At 27.0% G+C, this 16,719-nt stretch carries 17 protein-coding genes and 1 pseudogene; 10 read left to right on the top strand and 8 right to left on the bottom strand.

Features of this window, described 5'->3' with window-relative positions; genetic code table 11:
* Positions 1 to 33: 33 nt before the first annotated feature.
* Positions 34 to 2,790 (bottom strand): isoleucine--tRNA ligase, encoded by a 2,757-nt coding sequence (gene ileS / locus CNZW441b_RS05255; protein ID WP_216681278.1) that lies wholly within the window; start codon positions 2,788 to 2,790, stop codon positions 34 to 36.
* Positions 2,791 to 2,897: 107 nt separating this feature from the next.
* Between ileS and CNZW441b_RS05260 the strand changes: the two genes are divergently transcribed.
* The 4 genes from CNZW441b_RS05260 (at position 2,898) to CNZW441b_RS05275 (ending at position 6,652) form a co-directional block, all read left to right on the top strand.
* Positions 2,898 to 3,986 carry a CinA family protein gene (locus tag CNZW441b_RS05260; protein ID WP_216681279.1) on the top strand — a complete coding sequence of 363 codons (1,089 nt, stop codon included), beginning with the start codon at positions 2,898 to 2,900 and terminating at the stop codon, positions 3,984 to 3,986.
* Between the two features lie 190 nt (positions 3,987 to 4,176).
* Complete coding sequence (pgsA, locus tag CNZW441b_RS05265) at positions 4,177 to 4,701, top strand: CDP-diacylglycerol--glycerol-3-phosphate 3-phosphatidyltransferase (protein ID WP_131162945.1); 525 nt, start codon at positions 4,177 to 4,179, stop codon at positions 4,699 to 4,701.
* Positions 4,698 to 5,801 (top strand): RIP metalloprotease RseP, encoded by a 1,104-nt coding sequence (gene rseP / locus CNZW441b_RS05270; RefSeq protein ID WP_216681280.1) that lies wholly within the window; start codon positions 4,698 to 4,700, stop codon positions 5,799 to 5,801. The genes pgsA and rseP overlap by 4 nt, the downstream gene beginning before the upstream one ends.
* Entirely contained in the window at positions 5,798 to 6,652 is an 855-nt protein-coding gene (locus tag CNZW441b_RS05275) for a VirK family antimicrobial peptide resistance protein (RefSeq protein ID WP_131162947.1), read from the top strand. The genes rseP and CNZW441b_RS05275 overlap by 4 nt, the downstream gene beginning before the upstream one ends.
* Here CNZW441b_RS05275 and CNZW441b_RS05280 read toward each other — a convergent pair.
* Together CNZW441b_RS05280 and CNZW441b_RS05285 are read right to left on the bottom strand one after the other, a co-directional pair.
* Positions 6,645 to 7,646, bottom strand: a complete 1,002-nt coding sequence (locus CNZW441b_RS05280) for a sugar phosphate isomerase/epimerase family protein (protein ID WP_131162948.1) — start codon at positions 7,644 to 7,646, stop codon at positions 6,645 to 6,647. The two genes, CNZW441b_RS05275 and CNZW441b_RS05280, sit on opposite strands and share 8 nt — an antisense overlap.
* Positions 7,643 to 8,917, bottom strand: coding sequence for an MFS transporter (locus tag CNZW441b_RS05285; RefSeq protein WP_131165844.1), 1,275 nt, complete (start codon positions 8,915 to 8,917; stop codon positions 7,643 to 7,645). Before CNZW441b_RS05285 ends, CNZW441b_RS05280 begins: the two co-directional genes overlap by 4 nt.
* Before the next feature lie 210 nt (positions 8,918 to 9,127).
* Here CNZW441b_RS05285 and rpsF point away from each other — a divergent pair, with 210 nt between their 5' ends.
* From rpsF to rpsR, 3 genes are read left to right on the top strand one after another with little or no spacing between them, the layout of a single operon-like run.
* Positions 9,128 to 9,505, top strand: coding sequence for a 30S ribosomal protein S6 (gene rpsF, locus CNZW441b_RS05290; RefSeq protein WP_131162949.1), 378 nt, complete (start codon positions 9,128 to 9,130; stop codon positions 9,503 to 9,505).
* Between the two features lie 8 nt (positions 9,506 to 9,513).
* Positions 9,514 to 10,026, top strand: a complete 513-nt coding sequence (locus CNZW441b_RS05295) for a single-stranded DNA-binding protein (protein WP_131165845.1) — start codon at positions 9,514 to 9,516, stop codon at positions 10,024 to 10,026.
* Positions 10,027 to 10,037: 11 nt separating this feature from the next.
* Entirely contained in the window at positions 10,038 to 10,298 is a 261-nt protein-coding gene (rpsR, locus tag CNZW441b_RS05300) for a 30S ribosomal protein S18 (RefSeq protein WP_131162951.1), read from the top strand.
* A gap of 2 nt (positions 10,299 to 10,300) precedes the next feature.
* Here rpsR and CNZW441b_RS05305 read toward each other — a convergent pair whose 3' ends face one another.
* From CNZW441b_RS05305 to fliW, 5 genes are read right to left on the bottom strand one after another with little or no spacing between them, the layout of a single operon-like run.
* Entirely contained in the window at positions 10,301 to 10,756 is a 456-nt protein-coding gene (locus CNZW441b_RS05305) for a hypothetical protein (RefSeq protein WP_131165846.1), read from the bottom strand.
* The gene (locus tag CNZW441b_RS05310; RefSeq protein ID WP_131162953.1) at positions 10,731 to 11,444 is read right to left on the bottom strand and encodes a hypothetical protein; all 714 of its coding nucleotides are present in this window, start codon (positions 11,442 to 11,444) and stop codon (positions 10,731 to 10,733) included. The genes CNZW441b_RS05305 and CNZW441b_RS05310 overlap by 26 nt, the downstream gene beginning before the upstream one ends.
* Positions 11,441 to 11,740 carry a type II secretion system protein gene (locus CNZW441b_RS05315; RefSeq protein WP_131162954.1) on the bottom strand — a complete coding sequence of 100 codons (300 nt, stop codon included), beginning with the start codon at positions 11,738 to 11,740 and terminating at the stop codon, positions 11,441 to 11,443. The genes CNZW441b_RS05310 and CNZW441b_RS05315 overlap by 4 nt, the downstream gene beginning before the upstream one ends.
* Positions 11,741 to 12,475, bottom strand: coding sequence for a pyrroline-5-carboxylate reductase (locus CNZW441b_RS05320; protein WP_131165847.1), 735 nt, complete (start codon positions 12,473 to 12,475; stop codon positions 11,741 to 11,743). It abuts the gene before it with no gap.
* 3 nt (positions 12,476 to 12,478) lie between these two features.
* Positions 12,479 to 12,883, bottom strand: a complete 405-nt coding sequence (gene fliW, locus CNZW441b_RS05325; RefSeq protein ID WP_131165848.1) for a flagellar assembly protein FliW — start codon at positions 12,881 to 12,883, stop codon at positions 12,479 to 12,481.
* A 166-nt stretch (positions 12,884 to 13,049) separates the two neighbouring features.
* On the opposite strand from fliW, the gene bamD reads away from it, so the two are divergent.
* The 3 genes and pseudogenes from bamD to CNZW441b_RS08145 all read left to right on the top strand — a co-directional run.
* Positions 13,050 to 13,700, top strand: coding sequence for an outer membrane protein assembly factor BamD (bamD, locus tag CNZW441b_RS05330; RefSeq protein ID WP_131165854.1), 651 nt, complete (start codon positions 13,050 to 13,052; stop codon positions 13,698 to 13,700).
* Between the two features lie 9 nt (positions 13,701 to 13,709).
* The gene (gene lon / locus CNZW441b_RS05335; protein ID WP_131165849.1) at positions 13,710 to 16,085 is read left to right on the top strand and encodes an endopeptidase La; all 2,376 of its coding nucleotides are present in this window, start codon (positions 13,710 to 13,712) and stop codon (positions 16,083 to 16,085) included.
* 256 nt (positions 16,086 to 16,341) lie between these two features.
* Positions 16,342 to 16,509, top strand: a pseudogene (locus CNZW441b_RS08145) (bifunctional thiol oxidoreductase); the annotation flags it as partial.
* Positions 16,510 to 16,719: the final 210 nt, after the last annotated feature.

Below are 16,719 nucleotides of genomic sequence, written 5' to 3' on the forward strand. Positions count from 1 at the left end.
CTACAATACTAAAAGGCATAGGCTCTAAAAACATTATAAATCCAATACTTTAGAACAACGATCACATAAACATTCTTCTTTTATAGCTTTAAATTTCCAACATCTTGGACATTTATATTCTTTAGCTTTTAAAATTATAAATTTTTCATTATCTACTTTAAATTCACCTAAAATTTCACCATCATTATCTATACCTACATCACTTACCATAAACCAATCAATTATTTCATCTTTATCCAAATCTAAAATAAAAGATGAAGTGCTACAAAGTTTAAGCTCTAAAGTAGATTTAATAATTTTGTCTTTTTTCAAAATGTCTATTTTTTCAAAGAATTTTTCTCTTGCTTCAAGTAAAAATTTATCATCTATATTAAAATCTATATTTAATTCTTCATTAAAACTCAGATCAAATACATCTACTATATCATTGCCTTTAATGATCTTATTGCTATGTTCTAAGGCTTCATCAATGGTATAAGTAAAAAATGGCGCTAAAATATTAAATAATTCTTTAGTGATTAAAGCCATAGCTACCTGAGTACTTTTTCTTTTTAAGCTATTTTTTTGTTCGCAATAAAGCCTATCTTTGCTAATATCCAAATAAATTCCACTCAAATAAGAGCTTAGAAAATTTAAAAGATGATTAAAACCTTTTGCGAACTCATAATTTTTAAAAGATTCTTTAGTATTTTTAAATACCTCTTTAGCCTTAGAAAGTATCCATTGATCAATAAAAGAGAAATTTTTAACATTTAGATCATCTAAATCATTAATATTTGCAAGTAAAAATCTTATAGTATTTCTAATTTTTCTATACTGTTCACTAACTTGCTTTAAAATATTATCTGAAATTTTTAAATCACTTGAATAATCACTAAGCAAAACCCATAATCTTAAAATTTCTACCCCATAAGTTTTAGCAACATAGCTAGGAGCTATCACATTGCCCTTAGATTTAGACATTTTTTGCCCTTTTTCATCAATGCTAAACCCATGTGTTAAAATACTTTTAAAAGGGCTTTGATTATTAATAGCAACACTTGTAAGTAAAGAACTTTGAAACCACCCTCTATGCTGATCACTTCCTTCTAAGAACATATCAGCAATCCATTCTCCTGCATCATAATTATGAGATTTTAAAACAGCATTCCAAGTACTTCCACTATCAAACCAAACATCAAGTATGTCGTTGATTTTTTCTAAATTTTCTGCTTTATATTTTGAGTTAGGTGGTAATAAATCTTTTATCTCAAGTTCCCACCAAACATCAGAACCTTGTTTTTCAAAAATATCTGCAATAAATTTTAAAATTTCATCATCTAAAATTACTTCTTTTGAATTTTTATCTCTAAAAAAGGCTATAGGAGTTCCCCAAACCCTTTGTCTTGATATACACCAATCAGGACGATTTTCAATCATTGATCCAATTCTTTTAATACCACTTTGAGGATAAAATTTTACCTTAGCAATTTGTTCTTTGGCGCATTCTCTTAGAGTATTGCCATCTTTTAACTCGTCCATTGCAATAAACCATTGTTTTGTTGCTCTATAAATTACAGGCTTATGTGTTCTCCAACAAAATGGATAAGAGTGTATAAATTTAGAAGAATGCAAAAGATGATCTCCTAAAAGCTCTAAAATTCTTTCATTTGCTTTAAAAATATGAAGTCCAATAAATTCATCTAATAAATCTTGTGGCAAAAGTTTTTTAACTCTTAAAGTTTCATCATAACAGCCACCATCATCTACTGGCATTATAGTTTCTATGCCATATTTTAAACAAGCATAATAATCATCTTCTCCATGCCCTGGTGCTGTATGTACAAGACCACTTCCACCCTCCATTACAACATGATTTGCAAGAATTAAAATAGATTTCCTTGAATTTAAAGGATTGATTGCTTCTAATTTTTCCAAATCTTTAGCTTTAAATTCCTTTTCTATTTCTCCTGTTGTAAGATTTTTTTCTATCATATTTTTAAGTAAAGCTTTTGCAAAAATAAACCCTTCTTTTGTAAGAGTATAAATCTCATCAGGATTTAAAGCAATAGCTTGATTTGCTACCAAAGTCCAAGGCGTAGTAGTCCAAATCACTGCACTAGCTTTTTGAACCCCTAATTTTTTACAAGAAGGCTCATCTAAATCAAAACTCACAAAAATAGAATAATCCTCTTTATCTTCATACTCTACTTCAGCCTCTGCTAAAGCTGACTTTGCTGCCCAGCTCCAAAAAACAGGTTTGGATCTTTCCAATAAAAGACCTTTTTTTGCAATTTCGCATAAAGTTCTATAAATATTGGCCTCAAAAGCAAAATCCATTGTAAGATAAGGTTTATTCCAATCAGCAATAATCCCTAAATTTTTAAATTCTTCTTTTTGAATATCAATAAATTCTTTAGCGTGTTTGCGACATAATTTTCTTATTTCACTTTTACTTAATAAATGCTTTTTATCTTGAATTTTTATCTCTACTTGTTGCTCAATAGGAAGTCCATGACAATCCCACCCAGGAGTAAAACGAACTTTTTCTCCTTGAAAATAGTGAAGTTTTATAATAGTTTCTTTTAAAATTTTATTTAAGGCATGTCCTATATGAATATGACCATTTGCATAAGGAGGACCATCGTGCAAAGTGAAGCTTTTATTTGTATTTTTACGTTTTTCTTTTATTTTTTCATAAGCATAATTTTTATCAAACCATTTATCAAAACGCTGTTTTTCATTTTCGTTTAAATTAGCCCTCATTGGAAAACTTGTATCTGGCAAAAGTAAAGTATTCTTATAATCCATTTAAATCCACCTAAAAAATAATATAATTTTACTCTAAATAGCTTTAATTTAGCCTTTGTTTTTAGATATAATATTAAATTAATATAAATATAAGGAAATATTATAAAATGAAACATTTGCTTTTTATTTTGGGAGATGAAATTCTTGCTAATTCAAATTTTAAAAATTACATTTATAGGACTTATGAAAAAAAATTTAAAGAAATCAACGAAATAAAAATCCAAAATAAAACTGATAAAGATTTACCATTTTTGCTTGAAGATTTAATGCAAAAATATGATTTCATTACTATATTTTCTAGTTTTGAATACTATCCCACTGTAGCAAAAATCCTTGCAACTTTAAATGAAGATAATCTTATTTTAGATGAAAATACTTTAGTTCCTAGCAAATCTTTTTATGAAAAAGATAGTTTTATGATCGAATTTCCAACCTGTAAAATTAACGTTCTAAAAATTCAAATAAACCATACAATCCCGAATTTAATCGGGGATATATCATTAAATTTTAAACATTTTTGTCTTTTTGGTATAGATAATGAAAGTGCGATTTTACTCCTTGAGACTTTAACAAAATCCTATGAAGTAAAAATAAAAGTTACTCAACTTTTAGAACACATCAATCTTGTTAAAGTTTCAAGCTCTCAATACGGAAAACTTGAAAGTTTTCTAAAAAGTGTTCAAAATTTATTTGGGCAAAAGTTTTTTTTAGGAAAAGATCCTATTGAATTTATAAGCAAAAAACTTCTGGATAAAAATATGAAAATTTCTTTTGCTGAAAGTTGTACTGGGGGGCTTTGTGCGGCAAAAATCACTCAATTTTCAGGAATTAGTCAAATTTTTGAAGGATCTATTGTAAGTTATTCAAATCGTCTTAAACATGAATGGCTTGGGATAAGCGAGGATATATTAGAAAATAATGGTGCATATAGTGAAAAATGTATTTATTTTATGCTAAAAGGCATCTTTAAAACCGCTAAACCAGATTTTGCTTTAGCTATAAGTGGTATAGCAGATAAAGAAGATATAAAAGAGCACAAAGCAGGAACAATTTATATTGGAGCTATGTTTAAAGATGGTACATATATACAAGAAATACTTTATCTTAAAGGAGATAGAGAATTTATAAAAGAACAAGCTGTTTTAGGAGCCTTTTGTTTAATGCTTAAATTAAAGCCAGAAATTTTTGAATTTTAATATTTTTTCAATTTAAATTATAACTTTTATGTAAAATTAATTAAAATTTAGTTAATAAAAATTAAAAAATATAAGATTACCTTGTTACAATGAAAAATAAAATTTTATTTTTTAAATTGTTTAAAATTTTTACCAAGTTTTTGTCTTATTTTTATAAAATATAATTAATTTTATTATTTTAAGGTTTTTTATGAATTTGCCAAATGCTTTAGCGTTTTTAAGAATTGTTTTTGCTCCTTTATTATTTTTTTTACTCACTCACTCTTTTGAAGGTATTCATCAAAGTTGGATTAATTATTTTGCAGCCTTAACCTTTTCTTTAGCTGCTTTAAGTGATTTTTTTGATGGATATATCGCTAGAACATGGGAACAAATAACAAAACTTGGATCAATCCTAGATCCCTTAGCTGATAAAATGCTTATTTTAGCGGCATTTATTGGACTTTTAATAATGGGTAGAGTTAATGAATGGATTATTTATATTATTTTAGTAAGAGAATTTTTTATTACAGGTTTTCGCGTTGTTATGATAAGCGAAAATTTAGATATCAGCGCATCTTTTGCAGGAAAATTAAAAACTGGCTTTCAAATGGTAGCCATTGGTTTTTTAATTATGGAGTGGCCTTTTGCTCAAATTTTACTTTATATCGCCTTAATTCTTACTCTTTATTCTGGTTATGAATATATTTATGCCTATATAAAAGGAAAAAAATGAAATCTTTATTATTTTTAGCTTTAATTCTTGCTATAGGGTTAAAATTTTACTCTGTTAACTTTCTTATTACTTTGTTAGTTATTTCATTCTTAATCTTTTTTCATGAGCTTGGACATTTTTTGGCAGCAAAATCTTTAGGGGTGAAAGTCGAAGTTTTTAGTATAGGTTTTGGAAAAAGTTTATTAGAATATAATTTTAAAGGAACAAATTATAGATTAAGTACTTTACCACTTGGAGGTTATGTTAAACTTAAAGGGCAAGATGACATGAGACCAGGCTTTGAAAACTTAGATAGCGATAGCTATAGTATTTTAAGCCCTATAAAAAAAATTTACATACTTTTTGCAGGACCGTTTTTTAATATATTCTTGGCCTTTTTACTCTATATATTAATTGCCAATTTAGGCATACAAAAATTTTCTCCTATAGTAGGAAATGTGGCTTTAGATTCTGCTGCTTTTCATGCAGGAATTAAAAAAGATGATATAATTTTAGAGATTAATCATCATAAAATTAAGAGTTTTGATGAAATTTCAAAACTAGTTAAAAATGAAAAATTACAAATTTTAATTCAAAGAAATAATGAAAAATTACAAATAGAACTAACGCCAAAAATTGCATCTTCTTATAATGAATTTTTACAACCGATCCAAAAACCATTAATTGGAATTTCACCAAATGGCGAATTAAGCACTATATACTATAGAGGTTTTAGTGCCTTAAAATACGCTTATGATGAAAGTTTAAACGCTTCAACACTTATAGTAAAAGGTATAATAAAACTTTTAAATACCGAAATTGACGCAAAGAATTTAGGCGGTATTATCACTATGGTTGATATAACTTCTAAAGCTGCAGATAGTGGTATTTCAGTGCTTTTGATTATTACAGCTTTAATTTCTATCAATCTTGGAATTTTAAATCTCTTGCCTATACCTATGCTCGATGGAGGACACATACTTTTTAATCTATATGAAATGGTATTTAAACGCAAAGTTCCACAAAAAGTCTTTGAATATTTAAGCTACGGAGGTATGGCTATTTTACTAGCTTTAATGCTTTTTGCAACATTTAATGATATTACAAGAATAATACAATGAGTCAATTTAAATTCCCTACTCCAAAATTTGATGACAAAAGTAAAATGATTAGTTTTAGACGTTGTATAAGATTTTACCTAAGAAAAATTTTATACTATCCTCAAATTAGATTTCTTGAAAAAACACTTAACATAGAAGAAAATAAAAATCTTAAATCTTTTTTTAATAAACCTGATATTTGCTATAACGCTATAAGAAGATTTTGTGATAAAAGTTTTAATGCAAATGAACGTGTAAAAACTTTAATTTATGATGCAAATAAAGGGCTTAAAAGTTTTAAATTTTTACCCAAAGATCAACTCATCTTTAATTTTGATGAGAATTTTGAACTATATTTAGGAAATAACCACCATGTTCGCGAAGAAGGTCTTTGGGCATTTTCTCTTAGATATCAAAAACATGTTATTGAACAATGCTGTTTTTGTTTTACTTTAGAAAATAATCTTTTAATTTCTTGTATTCAAGGTTATAAACATGCTAATTTTAATACATTAGATATAAATAAAATTTTCACAAAAAAATGCCACGGTTTGCGTCCTATAGCTTTACTTATAGAATGCGTTAAAATGCTTTGTAAATATTTAAAACTTGATATTACACTTGGAGTCTATGAAAAAAATCAAATCAGATCTCATAAAGGAAAAAATAAAGGCTATTTTGTTGATTATAAAAAAATTTGGTTAGAAAATGGAGGCAAGCTTATTAAAATAAACAATCATAAATATTATAAGCTTTTACACGAACAAAAAAGCCTTGAAGAAATTCCAAGCAATAAACGTTCTATGTATAAAAAACGCTTTATTATGCTTGAAGAAATCAGACAAAATTTAAATCAAATTTTGTCTAAATAATGCTTTTTAAATATTCCACACTTTTTTCACAACCTTGTTTTTGGAAATTTAAAAGTTTTTCTAAGTGTTCATTTGAAATCTCTTGAGGATAATAATACTGCATAGCTTTTAAATCTTTAAATAAAGGATCCTTTATCTTAAAAGCTCCTTTGCCTAATTCTTTTATTCCGCCTGTTCCTTTCTCTCTTTTAAAAGTAGCACAATATGGGAAGCATTGCTCTATATTTATCCTTTCTAGTCCTTGATCTTTTAAAATCTTAATGCAAGTTTTTATATCTAAACTCCCATCTCCCAAAGGAACGCCACAAACATATGGGATATTATCTTCTATAAAAACAATATGGTCTTTACAATGTGTGCTAAAAGTATGTTTAGCCATATTTTTACAAGCAACAATTGGATCTTCATAAGCCATCATCGAATTTCCAAAATCATATAAAAAACCAACATTAGGATGATTGATTAAATCTAAAAGCTCAAGTAGCTCGATAGAAGTTTGATACTCATGGTTTTCAATAGCAAGTTTTAGATTATTTTCTTCTAAAAGTGGGATTAAAGCTTTTATTTCATTGGCCGCACTTAAAAATTCTTCTTTATTAAATTTTGCTGTAATTTTAGAGTCATCAAATGCTCCATCGCTTGCATTTTTTACTTTTTTAGTATTATCAGTTAAAGGCACATAAGATCTTATAATATTTGCATTTAAAATCTTACAAACTTTACTAATTTTTTTAAATTTATTTAAATCAAAACCTTTAGCATCAATCTCACAATACATTTTATATTCATCAAGCTTAGCCTTTATTTTTAGAAGGTGTTTTTCATCATCACTTCCCAAACATCCCCACTCTTCATCTAATCCAAAATCTTTAATAATGTTTATAATAACGCCATCACACCCTAAATTTTTAGCAAAATCTATATAAGAAAATATATCCATTTTGCCATTTTGAAACCAAAGATGCATGCTTTCTGTCTCTAAACCTATTTTCATTGAACCACTCCTTGTAATTTTTTCTTAGCTATCATTTTAAGTAAAATTGAAGTAACAATAACTCCACAAATTGCAAAAAATCCCATAAGACTAAAAACAATTTGATATCCAAATAAACCCTTAAATTTATCAATAATAAAACCATAAAGTGCAAAACAAAAAAGTTGCGGAGAATACCCAAATATACAAGCTATACTCATAGCTGCTCCACTAATTTCTCTTGGAATTTGAATTTCATCAACCGGAGCAAAAAAAGTCGCTCTCATAGTAAAAACTAAAGCTGCAAAACCTAAAGTTAAACTCATGCCAAAATAAATATTTAAACTATGATGAGGCATAAAAATAAAAATTAAAATCGCAATGGCAGCCAAGATAAGAGCAAAACGCAAATATTTCGTAGATGAATGAAATTTCTTATCAGCTAAATATCCCCCAATAGGACCGCCTACTAATTTTAAAGTATATTGATTGATAATTCCATAAGCGCCTACTAAAGCTACTGGCATACCATAAATATCTTTTAAAAAAGGGATAAAATAAGTCAATCCACAATAAACTGAATAAATAGTAAAAATAGTTAATGAAACCACCCAAATTTCAGGAGTTTTAACCGCTTTTAACACCCCATTCCAAGCGGCTTTATTTTTACTAATCTCATTTCCTTTTTCATCTTTGGTATTTATCTTATCATCTTCAAGTAAGAAATAAGCTAAAACTCCAGCCACAATTACACAAGTGCTATAAAAAAGTATAGCAGCTCTTAAACCGCCAGCACCTGAACCAAGAAGTAAGAAAATTCCCAAAGCACTAAAAGCAACTATAGTATCAATAACTCCGCGTCCTGCTTCTAAAAATCCAAAAAGTCTTCCTTGTTGCGTAGAATCTCCAAGCAAACGAATAGCTTTTAATAAGACAGGCCAATAAATCACTTCTCCAAATAAAGAAAGAAGACCCCAAGCGATTAAAATACCATAAAAAGACGGAAAAGTTGAAATATAAATTCCAGTTAATCCAACACAAATTAACGATAAAGGGATAAGAATTTTTTTAGAAAATCTATCAGCGATATAAATAGAAGCAAAATTTCCTATCGTCTGAACTATACCATAAACAGATAACGCAAGACCAATTTGAGTATTACTAAGACTCATAAATTCTTGCATGGGCACATAAAAAGCATCTTTTAAAGAAGAGAGTTTAAATACAGTACCCCCGCCCAGAACTAAAACGATAAAAGTAAGCCAACGAATGGGCTGTTTATTGTTTGACATAATAAAGCCTTTAGTTTTATTTTAAACTAAATAATAACTTAAAATAAATCAATATTAACTATATATTAAAAAATTCAATATAAACATTTAAATTTTGTAACTTTTTGTAATAGTCTTAAAAAGTATAGATTAAGTATTTTTTGATATAATATTAAGTTCCTTGCCTAAAAGAGATAATCTTTAAGGCTTAATATCCACAAGGAGAAAAATATGAAACATTACGAGGTTTTGTTTATTTTAAAACCTACTTTAACAGAAGAAGAAGTAAATACTAAGTTGGAATTCATTAAAGAAGTCCTTACAAAAAATGGTGCAAGCATTGAGACAGTTGTTCCAATGGGAACTAGAAAACTTGCATATAAAATTAAAAAATATGAAAGAGGAACTTATTTTGTAATTTATTTTAAAGCACCTACAAATTTAATTAAAGAACTTGAAAGGGTTTTAAGAATTACAGAAGAAGTAATAAGATTTTTAATTGTAAAATATGAAAATAAAAAAGAAATTGCAGCTTGGGAAAAGCTTAGCCAAGGGATTAAACAATCAAAAAAAGAAATTAAACCCATAGAGGCTCCAGAAATTCAATAAGGAAAAAAATGTTTAATAAAGTTGTTTTGGTAGGAAATCTTACTAGGGATATTGAAATGCGTTACGCACAAAGCGGTAATGCTATAGGAGCTTCAGCTATCGCTGTAACTAGAAGATTTACAACAAATGGAGAAAAAAGAGAAGAAACTTGCTTTATTGATATTACATTTTATGGAAGAATGGCTGAAATAGCTAATCAATATCTCTCTAAAGGAAGTAAAATTCTTATAGAAGGGCGTTTGAGATTTGAACAATGGAGTGATCAAAATGGGCAAAATCGCTCTAAGCATAGCATTCAAGTTGAAAATATGGAAATGCTAGGTGGAAATCCTCCACAACAAAATGGGAATTTCAATAGCAATTACGAAAATCAAAGCTATGATCCTTATATGAGTGATAATTTTAGAAGAAGTCCTTCACAAAATACTCCACAAAAGCAAAATCCTAACCAAAACCAAGAAAAAATTAAAGAAATAGATATTGACGCTTACGAAAGCGACGATACAGATTTACCATTTTAAAGGAAAAAATTATGGCAGAAAAAAGAAAATATTCACGCAAATATTGTAAATATACAGAAGCAAAAGTTGAATTTATTGATTATAAAGATACAGCAATGTTAAAACACGCTTTATCTGAAAGATTTAAAATTATGCCACGCCGTTTAACAGGAACAAGCAAAAAATATCAAGAAATGGTTGAAGTTGCGATTAAACGTGCAAGACATGTGGCTCTCATTCCTTATATAGTAGATAGAAAACAAGTTAAAGAAAATCCTTTTGAAGGACTATAATATCACCAAGACTTCCAAAAGTCTTGGTTTGTATAAATTAAATCCTTTTTATTTATAAAAATTTCATCATTAACTGCTTGATTTGAATTTAAACGTATACTAATATTTATGATAATAACTCCATCTTTTGATAAATTAGCATCTTGATTAATACTTTTAAATTTAAAATTATCACACTCTGCAATAGGATAAAAATAATCAATTCTTACTATATCATCGTCTTTTGGATAATTAAAATTTATAAAATTAATACATTCTTTGCCTTCTTGTTTAGCTTTATATAAAAAATATTTAGCAAGCTCTTTTGCATTTAAACTTAAAATTCTAGCTTCAGTATAATAATACTCATCTCTTAATATCCTTGGTATATAACTTGAAATATTAAAACTTAAATTGATTAAAAAAGAAACTAAAGTAATTAAAAAAACAATGCTAATTAAAATATAAGCTTTTTTCATTATATATCAATTTTTCCAAACATAAATTTTTATTATCTTGCGATGAGCAAAGTTTTATTTTAATCCCTTTATTATTCTGATTTATAGTAAAATCACTAATATTTTGTGCCAATATTCCTTTTAAGGTATGATTTTTAGAAAAAGGATCAACTTCATACTTTAATTCTTCATTTTTTAAAAAAAGATTTAATTTTGCTTGCAAAGGTAAAAAATGTCCTGTAAAATTGTGTTCTAAAAACAAATTTTCATTATCTATAATCAAAGACTTATAAATATCATCTTTAAAAAGAATATAAATAAATTTATCATTTAAATTGAACAAATCTTTATTATTATGATATTGAATCAAAAAATTACTTTTTGGAGAATAGTATTTTTCATCTTTATCTTTTAAAATAAGAGTTGAATTTATTATAAAAGCTTGTTTATCTTTTAAAAATAAAAGGTTTTCTTCATCAAATAATAAACAAGTTAAAGCATTATTTTGTATTTTTATATTTAGGCATTTTTGAGTTATTTTTTCCAAGCTAAGCAAAGCATTTTTTAAATTTAAAATTGTATTTTGGTTTTTCAAAGTTTCAAAATGATAAAAATAAATCTGAGATAAAACTTTTGAAATAATTATAGATAAAATAGAAAAAATAATTAATCCCAAAATAATCTCTAAAAAAGTAAAAGCTTTTTTCATTTAAAATAACTAGTATAATTCTTATCTTTAATCTTCAACTTTTTTAATTCAAATAAATCATCACTTACATACTCTTCTAGTAACTCTAAAGAACCTAAATTTGAAGTATTAATTACTATATCTTTGAATTTTGGATTATTATATAAGCTTTCTTCCAAGTCATAAAGTCTTTGAAAAAAACCTAAAAAATTATAATTTTTATAAATTTGCATATAAATTAAATGCAAAGTAGAAAAAACAAAAGATAAAATTACTATACAAAATATAAGCTCAATAAAAGAAAATGCTTTTTTCATCTAAGATGAGCTAGAATTTAACGCTTCTATAAAAGCAGACCTAATGGCATATTTTTCTAAAGTTCTTACACCTTTGATAGTAACACCAGCAGGAGAACAAATTTTTTCTTTAATTAAAGCTGGATGTTTATGCGACAACAATTGAGCAAAACTTTCAAATAGACCCTGAGTAAGTTCAACACTTAAATCTCTGCCCAATCCTTCATTAACTCCGCCATCGGCAATACTTTCAGCTATCAAAGCTAAAAACGCTGGGGCACAACCGCTAATAGCCATTGCAGCATTCATTTGTTTTTCTTCTTTTAGTTCATAGATATTGCCAAAAGTTTGCAAAATCTGAATAATTTCATCCTTAAAATACGAATTTTGAATTAGATATGGAGTAGCAGAAGCTTTATATTTTGCCGCAATATTTGGCATAATTCTGACATAATTTTGTGCTTTAATACATTTTAAAGTATCAAAAGAAACATTAGCTAAAACAGAAATAAGAATCCTTGCTTGAGCGTTTAAAATATTTGCCATATCCTTTAAAGCATAAGGTTTAAAAGCTAAAATAACGTTTTTATTTTCTAAACTGAAATCTTTATAAAGTAAAGTTTTAAAACCTTGTTTTTCTAAATCTGTAAGTTTTTTTTCGTCTCTTCCTGCAATATAAACTTGGTATTTTTCTTGTAAACCGCAAGCTAATGCACTTGCCATAGCTCCATTTCCAAGAATATAAATATCTGTCATTCTTTATTGATTGGTATTATTTTTTTTAATATAATCAGAAATTTTTTCTGCTTGAAAAAAACTAGGATAGTTTGTAGAATCTAAAATAACTTGAACCATACTATTATTATCTAAATTCATAACAACTGGTGCTAAAAAATTAACAGTCGAATCTTCTATAGTATCACTTATTGCCACTATATTATAAACTTTCATATTTGATTGGGGACTTAATGAAAGTAATTCTTGATAATAAGTTGGGATATCAAATTCATAATCAGGACGAATTAAATAAGGATTAATAAGAACAAAGGAAAACTCTTTTCCATCAAGACTTTTTAATCTTACAAATACTTCATCAATAGTTGAAAATTCCATATTTTTAGTTTCTTCAAAACCTAATATAGGACATTTAACAGCTAAGGTCATTTTTTCTCCTCAAGTTTAACTTCGGATATTCTAGCATAAATAAGCAATAATAATTCCAAAAAAATTGAAATTATTTATCTAAATTTTACTATAATTAATAAAAAAATAATTGTAAAATGATTAAAATTATATCAAAAATTTAGTTAGGATACGAATTTTACAGATGATGAAAAAAAATATTTTATTATTAATTTGCACTTTAAGCTTTTTCTTTAGTGCATGTAGTGTGAAAAATTCCAATGATCTTTATAATTTAAACGCTAAAGAATGGTATGATCAAATTATTAAAGATTTAAAAGATAAAGATTTAGAAAAAGCTGATACTCATTACAACAGCATGGCAAGTGAGCATATCTCGGATCCTTTATTAGAAACTGTGCTTATTATTCTTGCACAAGCTCATATTGACGAAGAAGAATACCAATTAGCGAATTTTTATCTTGATGAATATAATAAAAAATTCGGAACTTCTCAAAATATCGATTATATTCACTATTTAAAAATTAAAGCGAAATTTGATGCTTTCTCACAACCAAATAGAAATCAAGCTTTAATGTTAGAAAGCCAAAAAGAAATAGATAATTTTCTTAAAAAATATCCTTATACAGAATACAAACCTTTAGTGCAAACTATGCTTACAAAATTCAATCTTGCCGTTTTTTATTTAGATGATACAATAAAAGATCTCTATAAACGTCTAGATAAAAAACAAAGTTATGAAATTTACAAAGATCGCATTGAACATTCTGAATTTTTTAATAAAAGTATAATAAAACCAGAACTCCCTTGGTATAGAAGTATATTTGAAAGTTTTTAAGGAAAAAAAATGCAAATTGAAGAAATTCAAAATTATCCAGCTACACTTCCTATTTTAGTTGAAGATGAATTATTTTTATATCCTTTTATGATTACACCTATTTTTATCAATGATTCTCAAAATATGAAAGCTTTAGAATTGGCTATAAAAAATGAAACAATGCTTTTTGTTGCTCCATCTAAATTTGATAATGGAAGAAATTTTGATGAAATTTTTGATTGCGGAGTAATTGGAACGATTATGAGAAAAGTTCCCCTACCTGATGGGCGTGTTAAAATTCTATTTCAAGGCTATGCAAAAGGAAAAATAATAGAAAGAATTTCAAACAAGCCTTTAGAAGCTAAAATAGATCTTATTCGAGAGAGTTTTTTAGAAGAAGCAAAACAAGAAGCTTTATTAAATGTTTTAAAAGAAAAAATTAAAATATTGACTAATATAAGTCATTATTTTTCACCTGATCTTTTAAGAACGATAGAAGAAGGAACGGACGCATCAAGAATTTGTGATTTGATCTTAAATACCATACGTATCAAAAAGCAAAAAGCGTATGAATTTTTTATCCAAACCGATCTTGAAAAAAAAATTTTACAACTAATCGATCTTATAGCTCAAGAAATCGAAGCAAACAAAATTCAAAAAGAAATCAAAAACAAAGTTCATTCACGCATTGATAAGGTTAATAAAGAGTATTTTTTAAAAGAGCAATTAAGACAAATCCAAAGAGAGCTTGGAAGCGATACACAAAAAGAAGATGAAGTAAAAGAATACTACAAAAAATTAGAACTTAAAAAGAAATACATTTATGAAGATAGTTATAAAGAGATCAAAAAACAAATAGAAAAATTTGAAAGAATTCATCAAGATAATTCAGAAGCCTCTATGATACAAACCTACATAGAAACAGCTCTTGACATACCTTTTGAAAAAATATCAAAAAGAAAACTCGATATCAAAGAAGTTTCTAAGCAATTAAATCTAGATCATTATGCTCTTAACAAACCCAAAGAGAGAATCGAAGAATATTTTGCCGTAAGAGAACTTTTAGAAAAACGCAAAATATCCGATAAAGATGGAGCCAAAGTCATACTTTGTCTTTATGGCCCTCCAGGAGTTGGAAAAACTTCTTTAGCTAATTCTATCGCCAAGGCTTTAAAAAGAGAATTGGTGCGTATTGCACTAGGGGGATTAGAAGATGTCAATGAGTTAAGAGGTCATAGAAGAACTTATATAGGAGCAATGCCTGGGCGTATTACACAAGGACTTATAGAAGCTAAACAAATAAATCCTGTGGTTGTTTTAGATGAAATCGATAAACTAAACAGAAGCTTTAGAGGCGATCCAAGTGCTGTTTTGCTTGAAATTTTAGATCCTGAGCAAAATACTAAATTTAGAGATTATTATCTTAATTTCAATATAGATTTAAGTAAAATTATTTTTATTGCAACCGCTAATGACATTGGCAATATTCCAGGCCCATTAAGAGATAGAATGGAATTTATAGAATTAAGCTCATACACGCCTAATGAAAAATTCCAAATTGCTAAAAAATACCTTATACCTAGTGAAATCAAAAAACACGGGCTTAAAAATAGCGAATTAAATATCAACGATGCTACAATAGAACTTATCATTAACGAATACACCAGAGAATCAGGTGTGAGAAATTTAAGACGCAAAATAGCAGAGCTTTGCCGAAAAAGTGCTAAAAAACTTTTATTAGAAGATATTAAAAAAATAAATATCAATCAAAAAAATCTCAATGAATTTCTTGATAAAAAGGTATATGAAATTCAAAAACGAGATCAAAAAGATCAGATCGGACAAGTTAACGGACTTGCTTGGACTCCAATAGGTGGAGATGTTTTAAAGGTTGAGATAATTAAAATCAAAGGCAAAGGGGATCTTATCCTAACAGGAAGCTTAGGAGATGTGATGAAAGAATCCGCTAAAATAGCATTTAGCGTAATAAAAGTTTTAATTGATGAGAAAAAATTAAAAGTTCCTCAAAAAATGTTTCACAATACAAAAGAAAGCATTTACAATCAATACAATTTACATATTCACGTTCCAGATGGTGCCACCCCAAAAGATGGACCAAGTGCTGGTATTACAATTAGCACAGCGATTGCATCTATATTTAGCGATAAAAAAGTTAGATGCGATGTTGCTATGACTGGAGAAATTGATCTTAGCGGAAAAGTTTTGCCTATAGGAGGGCTTAAAGAAAAATTAATAGCTGCTTATAAAGCAGAAATTAAAACAGCCTTAATTCCTAAGAAAAATTATGAAAGAGATTTAAAAGATATACCTAAAGAAGTTCTTGACAATATGCAAATTGTTGCTGTTGATAGCTTTGATGAAGTTTTAAAATACGCTTTAGTTTAGAATTGATTTATCATAAATAATTTTTTATTTATGATATTTTTTAAATCATCTTAAATCAAATCTATTTATTTTGGATTCTTAAATTTTTTATCTTTCGCAAAATAAAATTGTATTTTTCTTTCAAACTTTAATCACAAATTTAAATTATAATCAATACATTTTTTTACAAAATTAGTAAAATTAGTATTATATTTATATCTATTTTATTATTTTATATGCTTAGTTAAACACTTATCATACATATTTATAACTATAAAAAGCTAAAAACGATAAAGAAAAAATCGCTATTATGAACAAATACTTTGCTCCAGATATCAAAAATTATCCAAAAGTAAGCGAAAGCGAACTCAAAGAAGCTTTTGCCCTTTATGAAAAATACAGAGCTTTAGGACTTAGCTATTATAAAATAATCGATGCTTTTTAAAGCATTGATTATTTAACACAAAACACTACAAAAATATTTTAATTTTACAAATCAAAAATTCTATAAAACATTCTTATGTCAAACACTTATCACAAATACATATTTATATCTTTTAAAAGCATAAAAGATAAAGTTATAACTTAAAAGCATATAAACTATATATAGTTAAAGCATAAAGTTTTTAATAACTTTAAAAGTATATTAGCGTGC

This window comes from Campylobacter novaezeelandiae (assembly GCF_018968685.1).
In the GTDB taxonomy this organism is placed as follows: domain Bacteria; phylum Campylobacterota; class Campylobacteria; order Campylobacterales; family Campylobacteraceae; genus Campylobacter_D; species Campylobacter_D novaezeelandiae.